Here is a 14,506-nt window from a genome sequence, read left to right as displayed (position 1 = left end):
TGAAGAGGAGATACCCATGAGCGGTCTTGATCAGCACTTTCTGCTAGCACTGGAGCAGGTGGTCGGCGAAGCCGGCCTGATCCGCGACAGCGAGCGCATGCACAGCTACCTGAGCGACTGGCGCAATGCCTATCAGGGCCAGGCCGCGCTGGTGGTACGCCCGGCGTGTACCGAGGAAGTCGCCGCTGTGGTGCGGCTGTGCAGCGAAGAGGGTGTGGCACTGGTGCCCCAGGGCGGCAACACCGGCCTCTGTGGCGGCTCCATTCCTGACGACTCGGGTAACCAGGTGGTGCTGTCGCTGACCCGTATGACGCGCATCCGTAACGTCGACCCAGCCAACGAGACCATCACTGTCGAAGCCGGGGTGATTCTCCAGCGTTTGCAGGAGGCCGCTGCCGAAGAGGGGCGCCTATTCCCGCTCTCGCTGGGCGCTGAGGGTAGTTGCACGGTGGGCGGCAACCTGGCCACCAATGCCGGCGGTACCGCTGTACTGCGCTACGGCAACATGCGCGACCTGACCCTGGGTCTCGAAGTGGTGCTGCCCGACGGGCGCATCTGGGATGGCCTGCGCGGCCTACGCAAGGACAACACCGGCTACGACCTCAAGCACCTGTTCATCGGTTCCGAGGGCACGCTGGGGATCATTACCGCCGCCGTGCTCAAGCTGTATCCCGCGGTGCGCAGCTGTACCACCGCCTGGGTGGCACTGCCGAGCCCGCAGGCGGCGGTCGATCTGATCGGGCGCATGCGCGCCCTGTGCGGTGATCGCCTGACCGGTTTCGAGCTGATGTCGCGGCAGAGCGTGGAGTTCGTTCTGCGGCATGTGGCGGGGTGCAACGACCTGTTCGCCGAGGTTCATCCCTGGTACGTGCTGATCGAGCTCAGCGACACGCTGGTCGATGCACCGCTGGCCGAGATGCTGGAGAACGGCCTGGGCGATGCCTTCGAGCACGGGGAAGCGCTCGATGCGGTGGTCGCCAGCAGCGAGGCGCAAGTCGCGGCCCTGTGGGCGATCCGCGAGGGAATTTCAGAGGCGCAGAACCATGAAGGGCCGAGCCTCAAGCACGACATCAGCGTGCCGGTCAGCAGCATCCCCGCCTTTATCGAAGCCGCTGACCGACAGCTGCAGGAGGCGTTTGCGGGTGTGCGCATCGTTGCTTACGGTCACGTGGGTGACGGCAACCTGCACTACAACATCAGCAAGCCGCCGGGCAGCGAAGATGCGCCTTTCAAGGCCCAGGCCGAGGCGATCATGCATGTCATCTACGGAGTGACCCGCGACTTCGCCGGCAGCATCAGTGCCGAGCATGGTCTGGGCCAGGCCAAGCGCGAGGCTGCGCGCCATTACAAGCATCCGCTGGAGCTGGAGCTGATGCGCAGCATCAAGCAGGCGCTGGATCCCGCAGGGCTGATGAACCCGGGCAAGCTGCTCTGAATCTTCATGTGGAATTCGGGAATGTGCTGGCGGATACTCGCCAGCCTCCTGTGACATGAATAAGGCCGTTTCTCGTGCGCTACCTGCTGCTGCCTCTGCTTGCCATCGCCGTACCTGCGTTGGCCGATGTGCGTATCGATGACCTCACGGCCAAGCGCAGTGACTGGGAAACCTATCGCTTCCCGCTGCTGGTTGGCGATAGCCCTGCCATTGGCCGTATCAACACCTTTCTGCATACCCTCGAGCTGCAGGCGCTTCCCGGGCGTTTCGCCAAGTCGCCGTTCGAGAACGTGCAGCCCAAGAACGGTGAGATCTGGGGCGTGAACAGCCTCGATTATCAGGTTCTTGGTGAGGGATCGGGTTATCTGTCACTGAACATCGAGGGTGAGTCCACGGGCGCCTATACCAGTCAGAGTTCGCGCAGCTACAACTTCGATCTGGCCAGCGGCCGCCCTATCGGTTTGCCGCAACTGCTGACGCCGGAGGGGCTGTTGCGCCTGCAGCACGAGGTACAGAGTTTGAGGGTCAAGCGTCTGGAGGACTTCCTCAAGGCGCTGCCGCCGAGCAAACCCGCTGATCCCGATAACTTGAGTGACGACGAGCAGTGGCTGGAAGGGCAGCGCAACATGTATTCCTACTGCCTGGATACGCGCCGTGACATCAGCCTCGACTACGACCGTATGCAGTTGGGCACCGATAGCCTGGCTCTGATTGGCGAGGGCTGCGCCAACCATGCCAGCCGTGCCCTCGACGATCTCGGCGAGTTTTCCAACAGTTTCAGCTACCAAGCTCTGAGTGGCGATCTCAGTTCCTACGGACGCTGCCTGTTGCTGGAAAAACGCAGCGATTGTGCGCTGCCGGTCAACAGCACGGCGCAAGGCGTTTACCACGGTACCGTCGGGCGCTATCCGGTCACCCTGGTGATCGAGCAGCTGTATGCCGACTACAGCCTGTCCGCGAGCTACTTCTACGATAAACACGCGAAGTACATCAATCTCGGAGGTGAGCATCAGCAGGACTTCGTCACCCTCCACGAAAGCAGCGAGCCGCCGGCCCGTTTCGAACTCGAGTTCCAGGCCGATGGCAGCCTGAAAGGCACCTGGCAGCAGGGCGACAAGCCAGCGCTGGACGTCCAGCTCACCCCGTGACCTCGCTCAACAAGGAGCAACTATGTGGCATCTGGTATGTGGCGACAACGCCGTAAAAGGCGTAAGTCATGTGATCGGACAACAGGCTGCCGATGAGGGGTTGCGGGTACTGCGTGACGACCTTGCGGTCGGCCCGCTGGGCGATGTCGATGCGCCGCCCTGTGCGGCCCGCGTGGCGTTCTGGAGCGCAGTGTGGCCCGAGGGCGTAACACCAGTTCCGGACTTCGCGGCAGGGCTGCCCGCCGATGCGCAATGGATCACCGACCTCTCCCGGCAGGCTCGCCCCGTCACCGTCTGGCATGGCGACAGTGCCAGCGAGCAACTGCTGCTGGCGCGGGTGGCGCATGTGCTGGAGGGCAGTGATGTGCTGTTGCTCGAGGTGGTCTGCGGCACCGGCAACAGCTGGGTGCAGAGCCGCAAGGCGGTCGCCATGCACGCACCGCAGGCGCTGTTCGCCCTGGCCAAGCCTCGCCCGGTCGATCCAGCGCGTCGTGCAGCGCTGGCCGCACAGTGGCGCGCCGTGCTGGCCGATGGCGGTCACGTTCATCGTTGGCAGACAGGCGTTTTCGCCGCAGAGGACTATCAGCTCATCGACGCTGCTCTGCTGCGCCACGCCGGCCCCGAGCCCAAGCCGCTGGCCCGCGTCATGGCTGACGTGATGGCGCGTACCGACGGCTTCTTCGCCAGCGATTACTTCCTGTTCTGGCGCGCCCGCGAACTGGCCGCAGCAGGCCAGCTGGTGCTCAGCGGCGAGCCGGGCGAGCATGGCTATTCATCGTTGCAAGTGCGTCGCGGCTGCTAATTCAGCCGCGAAAGAACTCCCCCGGCGTGGCGCCGAACTGCTGGCGGAATGCGGCGATGAAGGCCGAGGTGGAATCGTAGCCGCAGAGCAGGGCCACGTCGGTGACGCGCTGACCTTGTTCCAGCGGCGTCAGGGCGCCGAGCAGGCGCAGGCGTTGGCGCCAGGCGCGGAAGGTCAGCCCGGTGTCGCGCAGGAACAGGCGGCTCAAGGTCTTTTCCGAAACGCTGAGGCTTTCGCCCCAGGCTGCCAGCGTTTGGTCGTCGTCCGGTCTTTTCTGCAGGCGTTCGCACAACGTTTGCAGGCGCGGGTCGCTCGGCAGCGGTAACGACAGGTGCACTTCGGGCGCCGTGCGCAAGCGGTCGAGTAGTACCTGGGCAAGACGACCGTCCGGCCCCGCCTCGTCGTATTCGACCGGCAGTTCACAGAAGCTGCGGATCAGCTCGCGGGTCAGGGCGTCTACACCGAGCACGCGGCAGCTACCGGGTAGCGGATCGATTGAGCTGTCGTCCAGGTAGAGGCTGCGCATTTCGGTGTTGGGCGAACTCAGCACTTCATGTTCCAGCCCTGCGGGAATCCAGATGGCCCGCTGCGGCGGCGCCACGAAGCTGCCGACTGCGGTGCGCACATGCAGCACGCCCTGGATGGCATAGGTCAGTTGTACCCAGGCGTGACTATGTCGAGGCGTACCGGTCTGCTGGCGTAGCGATTCGTTGCGCGCATAGAGCGGCCGCGGCAGGCATTCAAGCTGCGGCACGCTGCGCTCGGCAATCGAGTTTTGTCCGTTAGTCGACATGATCTGGCTTTATGGCGTTAGTCGGCAATTGCAGCTCAGAGTAGAGTGGGCGCCTTTCTATGGCAACTGCTTGCCTTCGTCCGCTCGGAATTCTGCCCATGGCCCGCTCCCGTCTGCTGCCCGATAATTTTACGCTGACCCTTATCGCGGTGGTCGCCCTCGCCACCTTCCTGCCCGTTAGCGGCAACGCTGCCGTGGCCTTCGGCTGGATCACCAATCTGGCCATCGCCCTGTTGTTCTTCATGCACGGTGCCAAGCTGTCGCGTGAAGCCATCGTCGCCGGGGCCGGCCACTGGCGCCTGCACCTGCTGGTGTTCAGTTGCACTTTCATCCTGTTTCCGTTGCTGGGGCTGGCACTCAAGCCGCTGCTGTCGCCGATGATCGGCACCGAGCTGTACCTGGGCATGCTCTACCTGTGCGCCCTGCCGGCCACTGTGCAGTCGGCCATCGCGTTCACTTCGCTGGCGCGCGGCAACATTCCTGCAGCGATCTGCAGCGCGGCCGCCTCCAGCTTGTTCGGCATTTTCCTCACGCCGTTGCTGGTGGCACTGCTGATGGACGTGCACGGCAGCGGCGGTTCGCTACTCGATGCCATCGGCAAGATCACCCTGCAACTGCTGGTGCCTTTCATCCTTGGCCAGATCGCCCGCCGCTGGATCGGTGCCTGGGTCGGCCGCAACAAGAACTGGCTCAAGTATGTCGATCAGAGCTCGATCCTGCTGGTGGTCTACACCGCTTTCAGTGCGGCAGTGGTCGAAGGGCTGTGGAATCAGGTGTCCTGGCCAACTCTGGCGGCCCTAGTGTTCGCCTGCTGTCTGCTGCTCGCTCTCGCGTTGGGTATCACCGCGCTGCTCGGCAAGTGGTGCGGCTTCAATATGGAAGACCGCATCACCATCCTATTCTGCGGGTCGAAAAAGAGTCTGGCCACCGGCGTACCCATGGCCCAGGTGCTGTTCGCCGGCAGCAGCATTGGCCTGATGATTCTGCCAATGATGCTGTTCCATCAGATTCAGCTGATGGTCTGCGCGGTGCTGGCCCAGCGCTATGCCAAGCGGCTCGACCCGGCTGTGCCGAGCGAAAACAAGGTGGCCGTGAATTGAGCCGTTGCAGGCTGCTCAAGGCTTCACTGCTGTTGATCGCTTTGCTGCCGGCCCTGCCGGCTCATGCCTGGGTCAGGGTGACGCCGGAGTTCGCCGATCAGCCAGTGGGCGCCAGCAGTTACTACGGTATGGTGTTGACGGTGGCACCATTCATCACCACCACATTACCCGGTGATGGCACTGAAATGACCGAGGCGGCATCCGAAGAAAGCAGCAGCATCGACCAGAAGCTGAAGCTGGCTCGAGACGATGCAGCGGCCTTTGTCGGTAGCCACGGGCAGATTCGGGGCGTGATGCTGGAGGCGGCGCTCGAGGTGCTGCAGCAGCGCACGGCGTATGCCCATTACAGCGATCTGCAGCTGGCAGAAGCACTGCTGTCCTACCAATCAAACGGCACTTTCTGAGTACTTTCACGATCTGCGCCTACCCTGCTGGGTAGGCGCGTCGCCGTTACTCTTTGGCCGGTTGATCCTGCGGGTCATCCTCGCGGATGCGATACCACGCCACATACAGTGCCGGCAGGAACAGCAGGGTCAGCAGGGTAGCGCTGAAGATGCCGCCGATCATGGCGTAGGCCATCGGCCCCCAGAACACCTCGCGGGCGATGGGGATCATGCCCAGGCTGGCGGCGGCGGCGGTCAGCAGAATCGGCCGGCGGCGGTGCTGGGTGGCGTCGATCACGGCCTGCCACGGCGAGTCGCCGGCTCGCTCGAACTCGTCGATCTGGGTCACCAAAATCACCGAGTTACGGATGATGATGCCGATCAGCGCGAGAATGCCGAGGATCGCCACGAAGCCCATGGGCGTGCCGGTGGGCACCAGCGCCAGCACCACGCCGATCAGCCCCAGGGGCGCCACGCTGAATACCAGGAAGGTCTTCGCCACGCTGTGCAGCTGGATCATCAGGAAAGTGGCCATCAGGAACAGCATCAGTGGCAGCACGCTGGCGATGGGGCCCTGGGCCTTGCCGCTTTCTTCCACCGTGCCGCCGGTGGCGACGCTGTAGCCAGTGGGTAACTCGTCCGAGAATTTCTGGATATCCGGCGCCAGATCGGCGACCAGATCGGTCGGCTGGATCTCGCTGACCACGGCCGCCTTGAGGGTGATGGTCGGCTTGCGGTCGCGGCGCCAGACCAACGGCTGTTCCAGCTCGTAACCGACGGTGGCGAACGCACGCAGCGGAACGGCCACGCCGCTCGGAGTGACGATCTGCAGGTTCTCCAGGGTCTGCGGCGAACTGCGTTCGCTGTCTTCGGCCCGGCCGATCACGTCGATCAGGTAGATGTCGTCCTTGACCTGAGTGACCGTGGTGCCGCTGACGATGCTGTTCAGCAGGTTGGCGACATCTTCCGAGGACAGCCCGAACTGGCGCGCCTTGTCCTGGGCTATATCGATGCGCAGCACCTTACCCGGCTCGTTCCAGTCGTAAACCATCTCGCCGATGTCCGGGTTCTTGTCCAGCAGCGCCGCCAGTTCCAGGGCGTGCTTGCGTACCTGGTCGACATCCGCCCCGCTGATCCGGTACTGGATCGGCCGACCCACCGGGGGGCCCATCTCCAGTGGCTGGACGAAGCTGCCGATGCCGACGAAGTCCTCGCGCAGGCGTTTCTTCAGTTTGCCGACCAGCCGATCACGGGCGTCGATGTCCTGGCTGACGATCACCAGTTGGGCGTAGAACGGATTCTGCAGTTGCTGATCCAGCGGCAGGTAGAAGCGCAGCGCGCCCTGGCCGATGTAGGTGCTCCAGCGAGCGATGTCCGGGTCGTCCTTGAGGCTGGCTTCGAGGCGGTCGACCTGGGCGCGGGTTTCGTTGATCGAGGCGTTCTGCGGCAGGTTCAGGTCGACGAGAATCTCCGGGCGATCCGACGCGGGGAAGAACTGGCTCTGCACCAGGGTCATGCCTGCCAGGGAGGCGGCGAACATCGCTATCGTCAGGCCGATCGTCCACCAACGGTGCCGCATGGCCAGCAGCAGGCCCTTGTCGAAGGCGCGGGCGATGCGTCCCGGGCCGCTTTCCTTGGCCTTCATGCGTTCGGGCAGGATGTGCACGGCGATAACCGGCGCGAACACCACCGCCACCAGCCAGGACAACGACAGCGCCACGGCGATCACCGCGAACAGGGTGAATGTGTACTCGCCAGCCGAGCTGGCGTTGAGGCCGATGGGCACGAAGCCGGCCACCGTCACCAGGGTACCGGTGAGCATCGGGAAGGCCGTGGAGGTGTAGGCGAAGGTGCCGGCGTCGTGCAGTGAATCGCCCTTTTCCAGGCGGGTGACCATCACCTCCACGGTGATCATGGCGTCATCGACCATCAGCCCAAGGGCGATGATCAGCGCACCCAGGGAAATCCGCTGCATGGTGATGCCGCTGTATTCCATGAACATGAAGACCATGGCCAGCACCAGCGGGATCGAACAGGCGACCACTAGGCCAGCGCGAATGCCGAGGCTGACGAAGCTCACCAGCATGACGATCAGCACCGCCTCGAACAGGGCGCGGGTAAAACCGCTGACGGCTTCCTCCACCACTTCGGCCTGGTCGGACACCACATGCACGCCGACGCCCACCGGCAAGTCGGCGGTCAGCTCATCCATTTTCGTGTGCAGGGCCTTGCCGAAGGTCTGGATATTGCCGCCGTCGCGCATGGCGATGGCCAGGCCGATGGCCGGCTTGCCGTCGAAGCGGAACAACGATTGCGGCGGGTCGACGTAGCCGCGGCTGATCTCGGCGATATCGGTCAGCCGATAGAAGCGGTCATCCAGGCGCAGGTTGACGTTGCGCAGGTCGGCTTCCGAGGCGAACTGGCCGCTGGTGCGTACGGAAATGCGCTCCGGGCCGGCCTCGATCACCCCGGAAGGCGTTACTGCGTTCTGTGCCTGGAGGCTCTGGATCACCTGGCTCTGATCGATACCCAGGGCAGCCAGTTTGCGGGTCGAGAAATTGAGGTAGAACACTTCGTTCTGCTGGCCGACCATCTGCACCTTGCCGAGGTCGGGCACGCTGCGGATCTCGGCGCGCACCTGTTCGACGTAGTCGCGCAGGGCACGCATGCTCAGGCCGTCGCCGGTGAAGGCGTAGATGGAGCCGAACACGTCGCCGAATTCGTCGTTGAACGACGGGCCCTGCAGGCCCTGGGGGAACTCGCCGCGAATGTCGTCGATCTTCTTGCGCACCTGGTACCAGATGCCGTCGATATCGCCGGCCTTGGTGGTGTCGCGCAGGAACACCATGACGGTCGATTCACCGGGCCGCGTGTAGCTCTTCACGTAGTCCAGGGAGTCCAGTTCCTCGAGCTTCTTCTCGATGCGGTCGGTGACCTGGCTAAGGGTCTCGTCCACCGTGGCGCCCGGCCAGCGGGTCTGGATGACCATGGTCTTGATGGTGAAGGAGGGGTCTTCCTCGCGGCCCAGGTTCATGTAGGAGATCACCCCCATGAGCAGGGACACGAACATCAGGTACCAGACGAACGACTGATGCCGCAGCGCCCAGTCGGAGAGGTTGAAGCCGTTCTTGCGCGGCGCCTGCTGGTTCATGGTGCCACGCCCTCATCGATGCGTACTGCCTGGCCGTCCTTGAGCTCGCTCAAGCCGGCGCTGACTACTTTGTCGCCAGGCGCCAGGCCCTCGACGCTGATTTGTTCTCCCTCGCGGCCGACTACCTGCACGGCGCGCGGGTGCACGGTTTTCGCTGCCGTATCGATGACCCACACGCGGCTCTGGCCGTCGACTTCCTGCAGGGCGCTGGCCGGCAGCAGGCTGCGCGGTTTCTGTTCGCGGGTCAGGCTGACGGCCACCGCGGTGCCCAGGCGTAGGCCGGGTGGGGTGTCTTCCAGGCTCAGGCGGGCGCGCCGGGTACGGGTCGCGGCGTCGGCGCGGGGCCCCAGCTCGCGCAGTTGGCCGCGGGTGGCGATGCTCGGGTCGAGCTGGGAGGCGATGTTGAACTGCACCTGGTCGTCCAGGGCATCGGCCAGTTCCACGGGCAGGTCGAAAACCGCTTCCTTGACGTCGGGCCGAGCCAGGGTGACGACCTCCTGCCCGGCACCGACCACCTGGCCAGCCTCCACGTGCCAGGCGGTCACCACCGCGTCGAATTCGCTGCTCAGGTTGCCGTAGGCGAGTCGGTCGCGGGCCTGTCGGGTGGCGGCTGCGGCCTGGTCGCGGCTGCTGCGGGCGCTGCTCAGTTCGGTCTGCGCCTGCTCCAGCACGGCCTTGGCGCCGACCCCTCGGTCGAACAGTTCCTGCTGGCGCCGCGCATTGGCCTGGGCGTTGATCCACTGCGCCTCGCTACGTGCCTGGTCACCTTCGCTGGCGCGCAGGGCATTCTGTTGATCGGTGGGGTCGAGGGTGGCCAGGATTGTTCCGGCCTTCACTTCGGCACCGGCATCCACCAGGCGCTGGGCGACGCGACCGCCAACCCGGAAGCCCAGAGTGCTCTGCACCCGAGCCTCGATGGTGCCAGCGAAGCGGCCAAGAACCTGCTGGTTCTGCTGCTGCACCTCGGTGTACAGCACCGGGCGGATCGGCTCGGGCTTCTCTTCCTCTGCGCAGCCTGCCAGGAGCAAGGCGGCGAGCAGGGCGATACCGGCGGAACGCCTCATTGCTTATTCTCCTGCTCGCGCGCTTCGGCGATTTCCACTTTCTGGCCCGGATGCAGTAGTTGACCGCCGGCGACCACCACGCGATCGCCATCTTGCAGGCCGCCGCGGATGATCACCTTGTCGGTCAGGTAGCGGCCGACCTGCACTGGATGCAATTGCGCGGTGTCGTCATCGCCAAGCCGCCACACTGCCGGCTCGTGCTCGGCCTTGGTGAGTGCCGACCAGGGTAGCTCGACACTGGGACTGGCCGGGTTGCGCACATGCGCACTGACCGTCGCCCCCAAGGTCATCGCTGCCGGCACCTGCTCCAGGCCGACCTTGACCTGCACCGTGCCGCTCTGCGCCGAGACCTGAGGGTTGACCTCGCGAACCTTGCCTTCGGTGCTGACATCCGGGTTGTCCAGCAGGCTGACGCGCAGTGCCTGGCCAGGCTCGACCAGCAGCGCTTCAAAAACGTTGAACACCGCGTCGCGTTCACCTTCACGGGCCAGGCCGAAGATCGGGGTGGCCGCCTGCACGACCTGGCCGACCTCGGCCTGGCGGGCGGTGATTACCCCATCGCTCTCGGTGCGCAGTTCGGTGTAACCACTTTGTTCACGGGCGTCGGCCAGCTGTGCTTCGGCTGCGGCCAGGCTGTTGCGTGCGCTGCGGTCGCTGGCCAGGGCGCTGTCGTATTCGCTGCGGCTGGTGTAGCCCTTGGGCAGCAGTTGCTGCTGGCGCCAGAGGTTGGCGGCGCTCAGTTTCACCTGAGCCCGCGCGGCCTCGGCGGCGGCCTCGGCGGATCGCACCGCGTTGCGTTGATCCTGCGGGTCGAGGCGCGCCAGTACCTGGCCGGCCTGCACGCTGTCGCCGACATCGACCAGGCGCTCGGTGATCTTGCCGCCGATGCGGAACGACAGGTCGGTCTGCACCCGCGCCTGGATATCGCCGGTTAGCGTGGCGTCGACCGCGTAATCGATCTGGCTCACGGTCGCCACCTTGACCCGGGGGTGCAGTGGCTCCGGCGGCGCTTCGTCGGCGCAGCCAGCCAGCAACGCGAAAGCCAGCGAGGCCGCGGCGATGCGAGGCGAGGCGAAGATCGATACGGGCGGCATGGGGGCTCCGGCACGGCAGGAAGCGAAGGTGTGTGCAGATGCGACCGCGCCAGGCGACGAACGGTTCAGGCAACCTCAGCGGTCTGTTTTCGTATCAGCACGGTCGCGCCGACGAAGGTGGCTTGTGCCGATGCAGTCAAAACGAATACTGTATTTATATACAGTTATCGAGCCTGCACCATGAACCCGACTTCAGCCCCGCGCGGGCGCGGCACCGCCAGCAAGCCCAACAACCGCTTTGCGCCCACCAGCAGTGAGGCCGAGGACGATGGTTGGTATCAGGAACAGACGCCGTTGACCTTCGTCACTGAGGTCCGTCAGGAGTTGGCGAAGACGGTGATCAGCCGCAACAGCTCGCCGGATGTGGGCTTCGACCGCTCGGTGAACCCCTATCGAGGCTGCGAGCATGGCTGTATCTATTGTTTCGCCAGGCCCAGCCACGCGTATTGGGACTTGTCGCCAGGCATCGATTTCGAAACCAAGTTGATCGCCAAGACCAACCTTGCTGATCGTCTCGAGGAACAGCTGAGCAAGCCCGGTTACGTGCCGAAGCCCATCGCATTGGGCATCAACACCGATGGCTATCAGCCGATCGAGCGTGAGCACCAGTTGACGCGCCAGGCCCTGGAGATTCTTCTGCGCTATCGCCATCCGGTCAGCATCATCACCAAGAGCGCGCTGATTCTTCGCGACCTTGATCTGTTCGAGGAGCTGGCCAGCCTCAATCTGGTCAGCGTGGCCTTCAGCGTCACCACCCTGGACGACGAGCTCAAGCGCATCATGGAGCCGCGTACCGCGACGCCGAAGGCACGCCTGCGGGCCATGCGTACCCTGCACGAGCACGGCGTGCCGGTGGGGCTGATGGCGGCGCCGATGATTCCGATGATCAATGACATGGAGCTGGAGCGCCTGCTCGAGGCCGGGCGTGAGGCGGGGGCGAGCTCGGCCGGCTACGTGTTGCTGCGTTTACCGCTGGAGATCGCCGGGCTGTTCGAGGAGTGGTTGCAGAATCATTTCCCCGAGCGTGCCGAGCACGTGATGAGCCTGATCCGCCAGTCCCGCGGTGGGCAAAATTACGACAGTCGCTTTGGCGCGCGAATGAAAGGCGAAGGCCACTTTGCCGAACTGCTGGCCCAGCGCTTTCGCCTGGCCCGCCGACGTTATGGGTACGACGGTACGAAGCGAGCCGTTCTGGACTGCTCGCTGTTCGCGCCGCCCGGACAGCAGATGGGGCTGTTCTGACGGCCTTCGTCGTTGCTGGAATTCCCGGGTGTCGCTGCGCTCGACCCGGGCTACTGGGTTGGCGCCTGGCGTTGAGCGAAGCGATACCCAGGGCAAGGTTTGCGGACAAAAACTGGTTGTAGGGATGCTTGCACTCACCCGCCAGGCGGAGATTTGTCACCCAGACGTGCCTTGAATCATCCTGGCACAGTCCAAGCCTTCGACCACTTGTCGGCAACCCTGCCGACTGGGAAGCTTGTGCACTGTCATAGGCTTCGCCCCCATCCGTAAACGAGGTAACGCTATGCCTGGTAATCGTCGTTCTGCCGATGGCAAATCCGAGAAAAACGCCGCTTCCGCCGCCGAAGCGCTGGATCATCTGGTCGATGGCTTCTTGCGCTTTCGCCAGGATGTTTTCCCGCAGCAGCAGGCGCTGTTCAAGAAGCTGGCCCACGCTCAGTCGCCGCGCGCCATGTTCATCACCTGCGCCGATTCGCGCATCGTTCCCGAGCTGATCACCCAGAGCGAGCCGGGCGATCTGTTCGTGACCCGCAACGTCGGTAACGTGGTGCCACCCTACGGGCAGATGAACGGTGGCGTTTCCACTGCCATCGAATACGCCGTGGCGGCGTTGGGCGTTCAGCACATCATCGTCTGCGGTCACTCCGACTGCGGCGCGATGAAAGCGGTGCTCGACCCGGCTACCCTGGAGCGCATGCCCACGGTAAAAGCCTGGCTGCGCCACGCCGAAGTCGCCAAGACGGTCGTCGCCGACAACTGCGGTTGCGCCGATCACACCACCCTGGGCGTGCTCACCGAAGAGAACGTGGTGGCCCAGCTCGACCACCTGCGTACCCACCCCTCGGTAGCCTCGCGCCTCGCCGCCGGGCAGTTGTTCATCCACGGCTGGGTGTACGACATCGAAAGCTGCCAGATCAAGGCGTACGACTCCGAGACCGGTGAGTTCCGCCAGATCGGCGACGGCCCGCTGCCGATGGCAACACCGCGCGCTCGTTATCCACAGGGCTGAGCCGGTCTGCTCGTTGAGGGTTGCGTAGTGGGGCTGCAATAAGGCGGTAGCGGACGGTGAGCAGAGCTTTTGTGGGAGAGGCTTTAGCCTCGATTTTGCCTAGCTAGGCGTAAAGAGCTCGCGGCTAAAGCGGATCGCCGCCCGGCCCCTCCCACGAGATCGCGGCCGTCCGCTTCCGCCTTGATCGTGCCCGCACACCTGACTCCGGTTTCACGGGTTCAGGCTGTGATCGGGTTCGCGACGCGAGGTCAGTCAGCGAACCCATCGGTCTGTGCTAGGGTCTCTAGTCGATAACTGTTTCGACAAGAACAAGAGCAGGCTGCCGAGCCATGTCCCGAACGCAAAGAACGCTCGACCCCTCCTATGAGTTGATGGATGACCACGAAGGTCATTCGTTGATCTATCGCCAGCACGGCTTCCCCAGCCCGCTGGTGCGTTGGCATTTCCACAAGGAATACGAGCTGCACCTGATCGTTGCCAGTTCCGGCAAGGTGTTCATCGGCGACTACATCGGCAATTTCTCCCCCGATACCCTGTTTCTTACCGGCCCCAACCTGCCGCACAACTGGATCAGCCAGATGGGTGCGGGCGAGGCGGTGGCCGAGCGCGACATGCTGGTCAACTTCACCGACGAGGTGCTGGAAAGCGGCACCGCGGTATTCGCCGAACTCAAGGATCTGCAGCCGCTGCTCAGCCGGGCCCATTACGGCATCGAGTTCCGCTGCGAGCGCACCATCGCCGAGGCGCGCCAGCTGCTGCAGCGTATCGCCGATTCCCAGGGCATGACCCGGCTGGGCAATTTCTTCATTCTCATGGAGCTGCTCGCCGCCTGCGACGACTACCAGTTGCTGTCGGACAGAACCGCTGCGCAGCTGGCTGACGAGCATCACGTCGAGCGCATCAACCGCGCGGTGGATTACATCTTCCAGCACTACGCTCAAGAGCTGACTCAGGAAGAAGTGGCCGAGTACCTGGGTATGACGCCCACCTATTTCTCGCGTTTCTTCAAGCAGGCCACCGGGCGTGGCTTCGTCGAGTTCGTCAATCGCATGCGGGTGAGCAAGTCCTGCGAGCTGCTGACCCAAAGCGACAAGCCGGTGACCCAGGTGTGTTTCGAATCGGGCTTCAACAACATTTCCAACTTCAACCGGCGCTTCCAGCAACTCAAGGGTATGACGCCCAGCGGCTATCGCAGGCTGGGTACGCAGCGGGTTACCGAGCAAAACCTGTACTGATTCTGTCTCTCTCATTCATCGGAAAGATGTCGAAAGGCTCGCGCTTGAGC

Annotated in this window: 12 protein-coding genes; 8 read left to right on the top strand and 4 right to left on the bottom strand. The window is 64.0% G+C overall.

The features are described 5' to 3' along the window. The first annotated feature begins 16 nt into the window (after nucleotides 1-16). From ACZ0AI_RS16890 to ACZ0AI_RS16880, 3 genes are all read left to right on the top strand, one after another. Nucleotides 17-1,435: an FAD-binding oxidoreductase gene (locus ACZ0AI_RS16890; RefSeq protein ID WP_463562862.1), complete on the top strand. Its 1,419-nt coding sequence runs from the start codon at nucleotides 17-19 to the stop codon at nucleotides 1,433-1,435. A 74-nt stretch (nucleotides 1,436-1,509) separates the two neighbouring features. Beyond that, on the top strand, nucleotides 1,510-2,583 hold the full coding sequence (locus ACZ0AI_RS16885; protein ID WP_463562861.1) for a hypothetical protein: 1,074 nt from the start codon (nucleotides 1,510-1,512) through the stop codon (nucleotides 2,581-2,583). A 22-nt stretch (nucleotides 2,584-2,605) separates the two neighbouring features. Continuing rightward, on the top strand, nucleotides 2,606-3,385 hold the full coding sequence (locus ACZ0AI_RS16880) for a DUF1835 domain-containing protein (RefSeq protein ID WP_463562860.1): 780 nt from the start codon (nucleotides 2,606-2,608) through the stop codon (nucleotides 3,383-3,385). Nucleotide 3,386: 1 nt separating this feature from the next. On the opposite strand, the gene ACZ0AI_RS16875 is transcribed toward ACZ0AI_RS16880, so the two are convergent. Further along, nucleotides 3,387-4,178, bottom strand: a complete 792-nt coding sequence (locus ACZ0AI_RS16875; RefSeq protein WP_463562859.1) for an AraC family transcriptional regulator — start codon at nucleotides 4,176-4,178, stop codon at nucleotides 3,387-3,389. 98 nt (nucleotides 4,179-4,276) lie between these two features. Here ACZ0AI_RS16875 and ACZ0AI_RS16870 point away from each other — a divergent pair, with 98 nt between their 5' ends. Both ACZ0AI_RS16870 and ACZ0AI_RS16865 read left to right on the top strand, forming a co-directional pair. Continuing rightward, nucleotides 4,277-5,278 (top strand): bile acid:sodium symporter family protein, encoded by a 1,002-nt coding sequence (locus ACZ0AI_RS16870; RefSeq protein WP_463562858.1) that lies wholly within the window; start codon nucleotides 4,277-4,279, stop codon nucleotides 5,276-5,278. After that, the gene (locus ACZ0AI_RS16865) at nucleotides 5,275-5,682 is read left to right on the top strand and encodes a DUF2388 domain-containing protein (RefSeq protein ID WP_463562857.1); all 408 of its coding nucleotides are present in this window, start codon (nucleotides 5,275-5,277) and stop codon (nucleotides 5,680-5,682) included. The genes ACZ0AI_RS16870 and ACZ0AI_RS16865 overlap by 4 nt, the downstream gene beginning before the upstream one ends. A gap of 46 nt (nucleotides 5,683-5,728) precedes the next feature. On the opposite strand, the gene ACZ0AI_RS16860 is transcribed toward ACZ0AI_RS16865, so the two are convergent. The 3 genes from ACZ0AI_RS16860 to ACZ0AI_RS16850 are packed head-to-tail and all read right to left on the bottom strand — an operon-like array spanning nucleotide 5,729 to nucleotide 10,970. After that, nucleotides 5,729-8,812, bottom strand: a complete 3,084-nt coding sequence (locus tag ACZ0AI_RS16860; RefSeq protein WP_463562856.1) for an efflux RND transporter permease subunit — start codon at nucleotides 8,810-8,812, stop codon at nucleotides 5,729-5,731. Continuing rightward, nucleotides 8,809-9,876, bottom strand: a complete 1,068-nt coding sequence (locus tag ACZ0AI_RS16855; RefSeq protein ID WP_463562855.1) for an efflux RND transporter periplasmic adaptor subunit — start codon at nucleotides 9,874-9,876, stop codon at nucleotides 8,809-8,811. Before ACZ0AI_RS16855 ends, ACZ0AI_RS16860 begins: the two co-directional genes overlap by 4 nt. Next, a complete protein-coding gene (locus tag ACZ0AI_RS16850) occupies nucleotides 9,873-10,970 on the bottom strand; it encodes an efflux RND transporter periplasmic adaptor subunit (protein WP_463562854.1) in 1,098 nt (365 codons plus the stop codon). Before ACZ0AI_RS16850 ends, ACZ0AI_RS16855 begins: the two co-directional genes overlap by 4 nt. A 180-nt stretch (nucleotides 10,971-11,150) precedes the next feature. On the opposite strand from ACZ0AI_RS16850, the gene ACZ0AI_RS16845 reads away from it, so the two are divergent. From ACZ0AI_RS16845 to ACZ0AI_RS16835, 3 genes are all read left to right on the top strand, one after another. Next, the gene (locus ACZ0AI_RS16845; RefSeq protein ID WP_463562853.1) at nucleotides 11,151-12,212 is read left to right on the top strand and encodes a PA0069 family radical SAM protein; all 1,062 of its coding nucleotides are present in this window, start codon (nucleotides 11,151-11,153) and stop codon (nucleotides 12,210-12,212) included. Nucleotides 12,213-12,495: 283 nt separating this feature from the next. Continuing rightward, nucleotides 12,496-13,221, top strand: coding sequence for a carbonic anhydrase (locus ACZ0AI_RS16840; protein WP_225837125.1), 726 nt, complete (start codon nucleotides 12,496-12,498; stop codon nucleotides 13,219-13,221). A gap of 329 nt (nucleotides 13,222-13,550) precedes the next feature. Continuing rightward, entirely contained in the window at nucleotides 13,551-14,456 is a 906-nt protein-coding gene (locus ACZ0AI_RS16835; RefSeq protein WP_463562852.1) for a helix-turn-helix domain-containing protein, read from the top strand. The last annotated feature ends 50 nt before the right edge of the window (nucleotides 14,457-14,506 follow it).

The organism is Pseudomonas sp. AC355 (genome assembly GCF_979258205.1).
The sequence above is the reverse complement of the archived record's forward strand: the minus strand, read 5'-3'. Positions and strand labels throughout refer to the sequence as shown.

Bases quoted from the DNA above. Each gene is read 5' to 3' on its own strand.
- ACZ0AI_RS16890 (WP_463562862.1), top strand. From the start codon at position 17: ATGAGCGGTCTTGATCAGCACTTTCTGCTAGCACTGGAGCAGGTGGTC.
- ACZ0AI_RS16880 (WP_463562860.1), top strand. From the start codon at position 2,606: ATGTGGCATCTGGTATGTGGCGACAACGCCGTAAAAGGCGTAAGTCAT.
- ACZ0AI_RS16875 (WP_463562859.1), bottom strand. From the start codon at position 4,178: ATGTCGACTAACGGACAAAACTCGATTGCCGAGCGCAGCGTGCCGCAG.
- ACZ0AI_RS16870 (WP_463562858.1), top strand. From the start codon at position 4,277: ATGGCCCGCTCCCGTCTGCTGCCCGATAATTTTACGCTGACCCTTATC.
- ACZ0AI_RS16860 (WP_463562856.1), bottom strand. From the start codon at position 8,812: ATGAACCAGCAGGCGCCGCGCAAGAACGGCTTCAACCTCTCCGACTGG.
- ACZ0AI_RS16855 (WP_463562855.1), bottom strand. From the start codon at position 9,876: ATGAGGCGTTCCGCCGGTATCGCCCTGCTCGCCGCCTTGCTCCTGGCA.
- ACZ0AI_RS16850 (WP_463562854.1), bottom strand. From the start codon at position 10,970: ATGCCGCCCGTATCGATCTTCGCCTCGCCTCGCATCGCCGCGGCCTCG.
- ACZ0AI_RS16845 (WP_463562853.1), top strand. From the start codon at position 11,151: ATGAACCCGACTTCAGCCCCGCGCGGGCGCGGCACCGCCAGCAAGCCC.
- ACZ0AI_RS16840 (WP_225837125.1), top strand. From the start codon at position 12,496: ATGCCTGGTAATCGTCGTTCTGCCGATGGCAAATCCGAGAAAAACGCC.
- ACZ0AI_RS16835 (WP_463562852.1), top strand. From the start codon at position 13,551: ATGTCCCGAACGCAAAGAACGCTCGACCCCTCCTATGAGTTGATGGAT.